This is a genomic window from Crenothrix polyspora (assembly GCF_900163755.1).
Classification (GTDB): domain Bacteria; phylum Pseudomonadota; class Gammaproteobacteria; order Methylococcales; family Methylomonadaceae; genus Crenothrix; species Crenothrix polyspora.
Genome location: NZ_FUKI01000139.1, coordinates 22921 through 29074, shown reverse-complemented (window position 1 = coordinate 29074; position 6154 = coordinate 22921). Strand labels below are relative to the sequence as shown.

Annotated in this window: 15 protein-coding genes; 7 read left to right on the top strand and 8 right to left on the bottom strand. The window is 41.8% G+C overall.

The window, feature by feature from the left end; translation table 11 throughout:
- Positions 1 to 176 precede the first annotated feature (176 nt).
- The 3 genes from CRENPOLYSF2_RS14105 to CRENPOLYSF2_RS14095 all read left to right on the top strand — a co-directional run bounded on the left by CRENPOLYSF2_RS14105 (position 177) and on the right by CRENPOLYSF2_RS14095 (position 1097).
- Positions 177 to 419, top strand: a complete 243-nt coding sequence (locus CRENPOLYSF2_RS14105; RefSeq protein ID WP_087144588.1) for a DUF1640 domain-containing protein — start codon at positions 177 to 179, stop codon at positions 417 to 419.
- Positions 420 to 505: 86 nt separating this feature from the next.
- A complete protein-coding gene (locus CRENPOLYSF2_RS14100) occupies positions 506 to 757 on the top strand; it encodes a hypothetical protein (RefSeq protein ID WP_140396873.1) in 252 nt (83 codons plus the stop codon).
- Complete coding sequence (locus CRENPOLYSF2_RS14095) at positions 720 to 1097, top strand: DUF2335 domain-containing protein (protein ID WP_087144586.1); 378 nt, start codon at positions 720 to 722, stop codon at positions 1095 to 1097. Before CRENPOLYSF2_RS14100 ends, CRENPOLYSF2_RS14095 begins: the two co-directional genes overlap by 38 nt.
- 13 nt (positions 1098 to 1110) lie before the next feature.
- Here the strand turns inward: CRENPOLYSF2_RS14095 and CRENPOLYSF2_RS14090 are convergent, their stop codons facing one another.
- Positions 1111 to 1293, bottom strand: coding sequence for a hypothetical protein (locus CRENPOLYSF2_RS14090; RefSeq protein WP_087144585.1), 183 nt, complete (start codon positions 1291 to 1293; stop codon positions 1111 to 1113).
- Between the two features lie 89 nt (positions 1294 to 1382).
- Between CRENPOLYSF2_RS14090 and CRENPOLYSF2_RS14085 the strand changes: the two genes are divergently transcribed.
- Both CRENPOLYSF2_RS14085 and CRENPOLYSF2_RS14080 read left to right on the top strand, forming a co-directional pair.
- Positions 1383 to 1724 (top strand): CCDC90 family protein, encoded by a 342-nt coding sequence (locus CRENPOLYSF2_RS14085; RefSeq protein ID WP_087144584.1) that lies wholly within the window; start codon positions 1383 to 1385, stop codon positions 1722 to 1724.
- 151 nt (positions 1725 to 1875) lie between these two features.
- The gene (locus tag CRENPOLYSF2_RS14080; RefSeq protein ID WP_087144583.1) at positions 1876 to 2385 is read left to right on the top strand and encodes a hypothetical protein; all 510 of its coding nucleotides are present in this window, start codon (positions 1876 to 1878) and stop codon (positions 2383 to 2385) included.
- A 49-nt stretch (positions 2386 to 2434) separates the two neighbouring features.
- On the opposite strand, the gene CRENPOLYSF2_RS14075 is transcribed toward CRENPOLYSF2_RS14080, so the two are convergent.
- The 7 genes from CRENPOLYSF2_RS14075 to CRENPOLYSF2_RS14040 form a co-directional block, all read right to left on the bottom strand.
- The gene (locus CRENPOLYSF2_RS14075) at positions 2435 to 2848 is read right to left on the bottom strand and encodes a type II toxin-antitoxin system HicB family antitoxin (RefSeq protein ID WP_087144582.1); all 414 of its coding nucleotides are present in this window, start codon (positions 2846 to 2848) and stop codon (positions 2435 to 2437) included.
- A 7-nt stretch (positions 2849 to 2855) separates the two neighbouring features.
- Positions 2856 to 3035: a type II toxin-antitoxin system HicA family toxin gene (locus CRENPOLYSF2_RS14070; RefSeq protein WP_087144581.1), complete on the bottom strand. Its 180-nt coding sequence runs from the start codon at positions 3033 to 3035 to the stop codon at positions 2856 to 2858.
- A 198-nt stretch (positions 3036 to 3233) separates the two neighbouring features.
- On the bottom strand, positions 3234 to 3695 hold the full coding sequence (locus CRENPOLYSF2_RS14065; protein WP_087144590.1) for a DUF2442 domain-containing protein: 462 nt from the start codon (positions 3693 to 3695) through the stop codon (positions 3234 to 3236).
- Positions 3683 to 3913 (bottom strand): DUF4160 domain-containing protein, encoded by a 231-nt coding sequence (locus CRENPOLYSF2_RS14060; protein WP_087144580.1) that lies wholly within the window; start codon positions 3911 to 3913, stop codon positions 3683 to 3685. Before CRENPOLYSF2_RS14060 ends, CRENPOLYSF2_RS14065 begins: the two co-directional genes overlap by 13 nt.
- Positions 3914 to 4051: 138 nt before the next feature.
- A complete protein-coding gene (locus tag CRENPOLYSF2_RS14055; protein ID WP_217884120.1) occupies positions 4052 to 4408 on the bottom strand; it encodes a HigA family addiction module antitoxin in 357 nt (118 codons plus the stop codon).
- 92 nt (positions 4409 to 4500) lie between these two features.
- Entirely contained in the window at positions 4501 to 4938 is a 438-nt protein-coding gene (locus tag CRENPOLYSF2_RS14045) for a hypothetical protein (protein WP_087144579.1), read from the bottom strand.
- Between the two features lie 19 nt (positions 4939 to 4957).
- Positions 4958 to 5275: a DUF4258 domain-containing protein gene (locus CRENPOLYSF2_RS14040; protein ID WP_087144578.1), complete on the bottom strand. Its 318-nt coding sequence runs from the start codon at positions 5273 to 5275 to the stop codon at positions 4958 to 4960.
- Between the two features lie 285 nt (positions 5276 to 5560).
- Here CRENPOLYSF2_RS14040 and CRENPOLYSF2_RS14035 point away from each other — a divergent pair, with 285 nt between their 5' ends.
- Both CRENPOLYSF2_RS14035 and CRENPOLYSF2_RS14030 read left to right on the top strand, forming a co-directional pair.
- The gene (locus CRENPOLYSF2_RS14035) at positions 5561 to 5851 is read left to right on the top strand and encodes a hypothetical protein (RefSeq protein ID WP_087144577.1); all 291 of its coding nucleotides are present in this window, start codon (positions 5561 to 5563) and stop codon (positions 5849 to 5851) included.
- Between the two features lie 70 nt (positions 5852 to 5921).
- Positions 5922 to 6149 (top strand): hypothetical protein, encoded by a 228-nt coding sequence (locus CRENPOLYSF2_RS14030; RefSeq protein WP_087144576.1) that lies wholly within the window; start codon positions 5922 to 5924, stop codon positions 6147 to 6149.
- Positions 6150 to 6154: the final 5 nt, after the last annotated feature.

The window sequence follows — 6154 nt, the reverse complement described above, 5'->3', positions numbered from 1 at the left end:
ACCAAATAGTTAATAGAGAGTGGGGCAAGCCACTTAATTCGGGGGATAATCAAAAAGATAGCGGTGCTAGGGTAAGTGGCGAAAGACGTGATGAGCAAGGCCAAGGTAGCAGGCCGCCGGTGGAAAGGCGCATGGGGGAGCGGCGGCATTGACTTAATGGTATATGGAAAATAGACATGGCTACGATTACATTCGATACCCATAAATTCATTAGAAAACTACGTGAAGCAGGGTTTGAAGAAAGCCAAGCCGAAGCGGTAGCAGAAGCTTTTCAAGAGGCTCAAGCAGAATCACAGCCTATTAGTAAAGATTACCTGGATGCGAAGTTATTTGAGTTAGAAAACAGATTGGTTAAGTGGGCTATAGGTCTTGCATTAGGCCAGATTGCTATTATTGCCGCCCTGGTTAAGTTGTTGTAATAGAAAAAATAGTAATTTTGTAGAGTGGTGTGCCGGACAGGTAAGGCATTAATGTATATAATTTGTGATTAATTTTTGTGCTAATTATGTTAATTATTGATTTTAAAAGCACACCTAAACGTGCATTTATTCATGGGTTTTTAAAAGGCATATCAGCGCCATTTATGCTATTTGGGCAATTTTCTGCGCCCCCAAAACGTAAAATTGAACAAATAACCGCACCTAATCTAACGGCTAAGCAAGCATTAGAAAATGATTGGAAGGTTATTGGCGCTGATTTTTACAAAGTAATTGATACGTATGGCAAAGAAACCAGTATCCGAAACAAGTCAAAATAACCGTGTTATTGCGGCAACTCAAACCGTTACGCATTATCAGGGGGCTGTCCCTCATCCCGATATATTGCGAGGCATTGATCAGGTTGTTCCAGGTGCAGCAGAACGACTTATAAAAATAGCCGAAGAAGAATCTGAGCATCGACGAAAAATTGAAATAATGGCTATTGATGCCAATATTTATTCGCAACAGCAACAATTATTAATCGAAAGCAAGCAAAGCAATTTAGTACTCACAAGCGACTTAATAGGCCAAATTGCAGGATTGATTGTTTGCTTATCATCAATTGCCGCTATTCCAACAGCAGCCTTGATTAAAGCGTTTGTTTTTAACAGAAAATAATTATCAGTACATTTTACTCTGGCTGGAGCAACGGCTTCTTTGCTATCGTTGCCTCAAGTACAGAAATACGTTTTTGCAGCGCCAGAAAATCAGCCTGTAGGGCCTCACGCTGAGAAAAGCCAAAAAAAGTAAATGTAAGCTGTATAACCGATAAGCACATAACAGCCAGGCAGGCGAAAAAAGTATATTTAATCATAATATATTGTGTTGGCTCGTCTATTTATAAAATTGTTGGGTAATATTAAAACTAACTGACAAAATTTTGCACAATAATTGAGATAAACCATGACATCCGTTGCCATTGATACCTATGCGTTAGTTACAAAATTAAAGGAAGCCGGTATTCCTGAGCAGCAAGCCGCCGCACAAATTGAAGCGATAACCAAGGCCATTGATACCGCAATGGAACAATCGCGCCATGAGCACGATCTCGATAACCTAGTCACCAACAAAAATTTAGACGCACGAATTAGGGAAACTGAACTAAAAATTGAGTTGGTTAAATCAGAATTAAAACGCGATATTGCCGAAACCAAGGCTGAACTTATCCGTTGGGTAGTTGCCGTTGGATTGCTGCAAATAACCCTTATTTCTGGGTTAATATTCAGGCTGGCGGATAAGATTTAACGCAGAAAACCCAATTCATACACCTGTGGCCGTAGTTTTCCTCCATTGAAGTTAGGATATAATGACAAATGACCCTGACTGGACAAAGTTCCATGCACCAAGACCTTCCAAAGCGCCCCCCGCCCCACCACCTGCAAAATAGGACACCACAATGGACAATGAAAATACTGACTATTTATGGCAGCGGCGGCACGATATAAAAGTGCGTGCGCTCATGAACCGTATGTATTACCAAGAGCGTCAACGCATCTTTGAAGTGCGCGAGGGCATCGTCAAGGCAGCTTCCATACTGGCGGGATCAATTGCTTTTGCGCGGGTTGCCGATCAAGCCATTATCCAATGGTGTGCCGCTATTATCACCACGGCCAGTACATTGTCGTTAGTCTTTGGCTATGGGCAGAAGGCACGCGACAGCGTTAAATTAAGCGCAGAATGGGCAAGATTGGAACATGAAATCGATTTGATAGGGGAGCGTGGGTTTACAGAACAACAGCTTAACCAATGGACAGCCAAAGCCCATGAAATTGAAGCGGGCGAACCCGCCGCACACAAAGTGTTACTAGAAAAGTGTTATGAACGAGCCGTTGAAACGTTAGGCGGAACAGCAACCCTAAAGCTCAACTTTTTCGAGCGCCATTGTCCGCTGCTGATGATTCCTTAGTTGTCCAGGGCAGTATTATCACGCAGAAAAAGTTAGCTTTTTAAAGAAACTAATACAACGATACCTCAATATGCTTACCTAATATATTGGCTGCCGCTTCCAATTGATCTAACCGTGAAGCATGGCCAAGATCAAACAAACGATCAACCTGTGGTGCTTTCCACCCCAATCGCCTCGCCAATTCTGCCTTACGCATACCTTGCCGCATCATTTCTTGATACACACCCAATTTAATACCTTCCAGCGCCGAGGGTCTTACAGTCGGATAACCCGCTAATACAGATGGCTCTGGCAATGCTCTTCTGTCGTTAACATAAAATGATAACGCGGTTTCCAGCGCATCAATCGCATGGTGTAACGCCTCTGCTTCATCCATTCCAAAAGTAATCGCTTCAGGGATGTCAGGGAAAGTTACCAACACTGAACCGTTATCGGGTGTTAGAAGTACAGGGTAATCAAACATTGTTCACCTATTTTAAATCCAGTTGTCGTTTAATGGCGGCTTCTAAACCTTTACCCAGTTCATCTGTGCCGTGCATGGGGAGTATCGTTTGTTTGCCGTTAAGAAATACCTTTAAGTGCGAACCCTTGCCTTGCTTAAAAGTGGCTCCTTGGTCTTCCAGAAATTTTTTAAGTTGTTTTGAGTTCATGGGGTAATTATAACAGTTATGTTGTGTTTTTGCACTAAAAAGCAACACAACTGTTTTGTTTTTCCCTGTGTCCACCCAAAAAAATAGACATGTTTTTTTATTTGACTGAAAATTAGGAAAACACTAAATATTTAATTTATTTTCAATAACTTACTTTAGTATGTACCTAGGTAAATTACCACCATTACGTACCCTTACCTACTTGACATCCTGCTTGTTAATAGATACCTCCCAGCCTTTACATGCCAAAGCAATATAAAGCGGAACCGGCCTTTTCCCTGATCCGTATGCACTCATGGTGCGTGATGTCATACCCAAGGCTTTGGCGGCATCAACTAATGACAATCCATACTTAGCCCGCCACTGGGCAAATACCCGCGTATTTTCATCGGGTGCGTTTTGCGCCTGGGCATCTAACCACAATGTGTCAGCGCCAATCTGTATATCCAGTTCTGGCCACTCTACTGTCCAGCCTTCGCCTTCAATAACAATAGCTTTAGAAAATTCGATGCTGTTTTTTAGTGGATGCAAGCCTTGGCATCTGTCAATGTCATTGATCATTGATATTGTAAATATTGAATTATCTACAAAAGTAAGCCGTAATTTGTAATCCGGTAAAGCGGCTGCCGCTAATAGTCTTGGTCTCTTCATCGCTGCCATTTTTTCCATTCCTCAATTAAGTCCGCTTGATTTTCTACAAGCCAGGGTATGACTTCGTGCTTCAAATTTGCTGGAATCATTCCCGCTACAACCTCCAAAGTTTCCAAATCTATTTTGGCATTAATATTGCCGCCCACTAAATGAACGTGCATAGGCTCGTGGTCGTTTTCACGTAATTGCAGGCGGTATTTATTGCGAAAGCGTTTTTTTGTTGTCATGGTTGTTATTATATAGAAAATATTTCAATACCTCAACGCCAGCAACATCCAAAAAAATTACACAAAAATAAAATGCTTAACAAAACACCACAAAAACTGCAAAAAATTGGCATTTTTTAGGTGTTCAAAATATGCCTATCAAGCCACCTCACGCGGTAAAACCTCGCGCTCAATAGTGGGTAATAAATTTTGCTTAGCCAGGCGCAATTCATAAGCAGTTTGTAGGCCAAGCCAAAATTGAGCCGACATATTAAAATAACGCGCCAGCCTCAACGCGGTATCGGTTGTAATACCTCTTCGTTCTTTAACGATCTCATGCAAACGGGTAGAGGGTACATGTAACGCTATGGCCAAAGCGTTAACACTCATACCCAACGGAGCTAAAAACTCCTCTCGTAGTATTTCGCCAGGATGAATCGGGCGCATTTTACCGAGATGCGTATCAGCAACATCTGAAAAATCTATCTTGTCCAAATCATTTACGTGAATAGCCATACAGTTTTCCTCAGTGGTAATCGACAATTTCAACATTTAAGGCATGGTCTTCGTGCCACTCAAAGCAAATTCGCCATTGTTGTTACTCTTAACTAAGCCGCCTCCTTCCATTGCGCCTGTGATTCCTCAAACTTCATTTCGGCTTTAAAATCGGGCTTGTCCAGATCACTAAAACGCTCAAGAATATCCAGCAACTTATAGTTTTCATCCAAATATTCCCCTACGATCTTGCGTAAAACATTGCTTGCCCACTTTGGAATATTGCCCTTTTTTTCCCATAACGCCACCGCTTGCTCCGTATTGCCTATCAATACTGCAAGCCGCAATTGTGAAAACCCCAACGTCTTGCGTAAGAACCTAAATTCACTGCCGGTGAGCCTGGGTTTGTGCGTAATTAAGTAATGGGCAATTGCTTTGTCCAACCCTTCCGCATTTGTAAATGATACGGCCTTGCCATAAGGCGTATCAATCTCATGCCAGCCATTGACCAGGTAAATATTGTTTAATCCGCATTCAGTATAGTGGTACACAAAACCTCCTTTGCCATTTTTAAAACGTTGTTATTATTATAATTTTTTCGCCATTTTCAGCGGTATACAACTCAGCCACAACCGTCACCAGTTGCCCAGACTCTTTCAGCTCAAGACGCATCCGCCAGTTTCCGGTACTTATTTCTCGGTAGGGGCCTTCGGTTATTTCTCCTTTGAGCAAGCACCTTAAAATCTGCCCAATCGTGATATGCCGTTGCTTCATACGCTTTTTGACATGTGTCAACAAAAACACCAACTCGGATTCTTGCGCCAAGTGGCGGATAATTTTTAATGCCGCTGGGGCAGTTAAATCAAAGTTGACAACATTTTTAGGCATTTAAAATCTCTCACGGAATAACCTATAATTATTATAGGTCAACAAGCTATACACGGCAATATCCCCTAAAAAACGAAACAAAACAGTTTTGTTTTTATCAATGTCGCAACCCACCAAAAAAATTACACAAAACCAAAATAATTAACAAAACACCACAAAAACTACAAAAAATGTCTTTTTTTGGGAACATTTGGCAGCTTTCGTTAAAGATACATTATGTATTTGACATTGATACAAAATGTATCTAAACTTTAGGCAAGAACACCAACCCCACGGAGAAAGACCATGCCCTTACCCCTACACCAATTTGTTGCCACCATAGAAATAGGCGGCTTTACCGCTGACTTTGACGTTGAATTTAGCTACACACCAGAAGAATTACCCACCCGATACGACCCAGGCGTGGAAGCCGCCGCCGAGATTAAATCGGTAGAACACAACGGAGAAAAAGTGCCTGCGTGGTTAGCAGAACTTATAACAGAAGAGCTTGTTTGTCAGGCGTTGGAATACATGGAAGAACAGCTAAACCCGTATGTAAACCCTTATAAAGACGTGCTTAAACGGTTTGCAGCTTAAAAAAAAGCCGCTAAGCAGGACAGGACTTAGCGGCGTTTTACTGTCATCAACATCATAAAGCGAGATTATTATGCCCATAGAGCTATTGCCCTGGCAAGTCAGCATTGACTTTTTAATACCTTACAAACCGTTTTTCGATTTGTTACAAGATATAGCGGCCATAGACAGAGAAGAGCGACTTCCCAACACCGCCCCTGTTACACAACAGAACGCCCAAAACGCACGCACAGTCAAAGCCATTCGCTTTGGTTACAGCGGGCATATTAAAAAATTATTACAGTCATCAATTAAATTTTAGGGGAA

Excerpts from the sequence above, each read along its gene's own strand:
- CRENPOLYSF2_RS14105 (WP_087144588.1), top strand. The coding sequence starts at position 177 with ATGGCTACGATTACATTCGATACCCATAAATTCATTAGAAAACTACGT.
- CRENPOLYSF2_RS14100 (WP_140396873.1), top strand. The coding sequence starts at position 506 with ATGTTAATTATTGATTTTAAAAGCACACCTAAACGTGCATTTATTCAT.
- CRENPOLYSF2_RS14095 (WP_087144586.1), top strand. The coding sequence starts at position 720 with ATGGCAAAGAAACCAGTATCCGAAACAAGTCAAAATAACCGTGTTATT.
- CRENPOLYSF2_RS14090 (WP_087144585.1), bottom strand. The coding sequence starts at position 1,293 with ATGATTAAATATACTTTTTTCGCCTGCCTGGCTGTTATGTGCTTATCG.
- CRENPOLYSF2_RS14085 (WP_087144584.1), top strand. The coding sequence starts at position 1,383 with ATGACATCCGTTGCCATTGATACCTATGCGTTAGTTACAAAATTAAAG.
- CRENPOLYSF2_RS14080 (WP_087144583.1), top strand. The coding sequence starts at position 1,876 with ATGGACAATGAAAATACTGACTATTTATGGCAGCGGCGGCACGATATA.
- CRENPOLYSF2_RS14075 (WP_087144582.1), bottom strand. The coding sequence starts at position 2,848 with ATGTTTGATTACCCTGTACTTCTAACACCCGATAACGGTTCAGTGTTG.
- CRENPOLYSF2_RS14070 (WP_087144581.1), bottom strand. The coding sequence starts at position 3,035 with ATGAACTCAAAACAACTTAAAAAATTTCTGGAAGACCAAGGAGCCACT.
- CRENPOLYSF2_RS14065 (WP_087144590.1), bottom strand. The coding sequence starts at position 3,695 with ATGGCAGCGATGAAGAGACCAAGACTATTAGCGGCAGCCGCTTTACCG.
- CRENPOLYSF2_RS14060 (WP_087144580.1), bottom strand. The coding sequence starts at position 3,913 with ATGACAACAAAAAAACGCTTTCGCAATAAATACCGCCTGCAATTACGT.
- CRENPOLYSF2_RS14055 (WP_217884120.1), bottom strand. The coding sequence starts at position 4,408 with ATGGCTATTCACGTAAATGATTTGGACAAGATAGATTTTTCAGATGTT.
- CRENPOLYSF2_RS14040 (WP_087144578.1), bottom strand. The coding sequence starts at position 5,275 with ATGCCTAAAAATGTTGTCAACTTTGATTTAACTGCCCCAGCGGCATTA.
- CRENPOLYSF2_RS14035 (WP_087144577.1), top strand. The coding sequence starts at position 5,561 with ATGCCCTTACCCCTACACCAATTTGTTGCCACCATAGAAATAGGCGGC.
- CRENPOLYSF2_RS14030 (WP_087144576.1), top strand. The coding sequence starts at position 5,922 with ATGCCCATAGAGCTATTGCCCTGGCAAGTCAGCATTGACTTTTTAATA.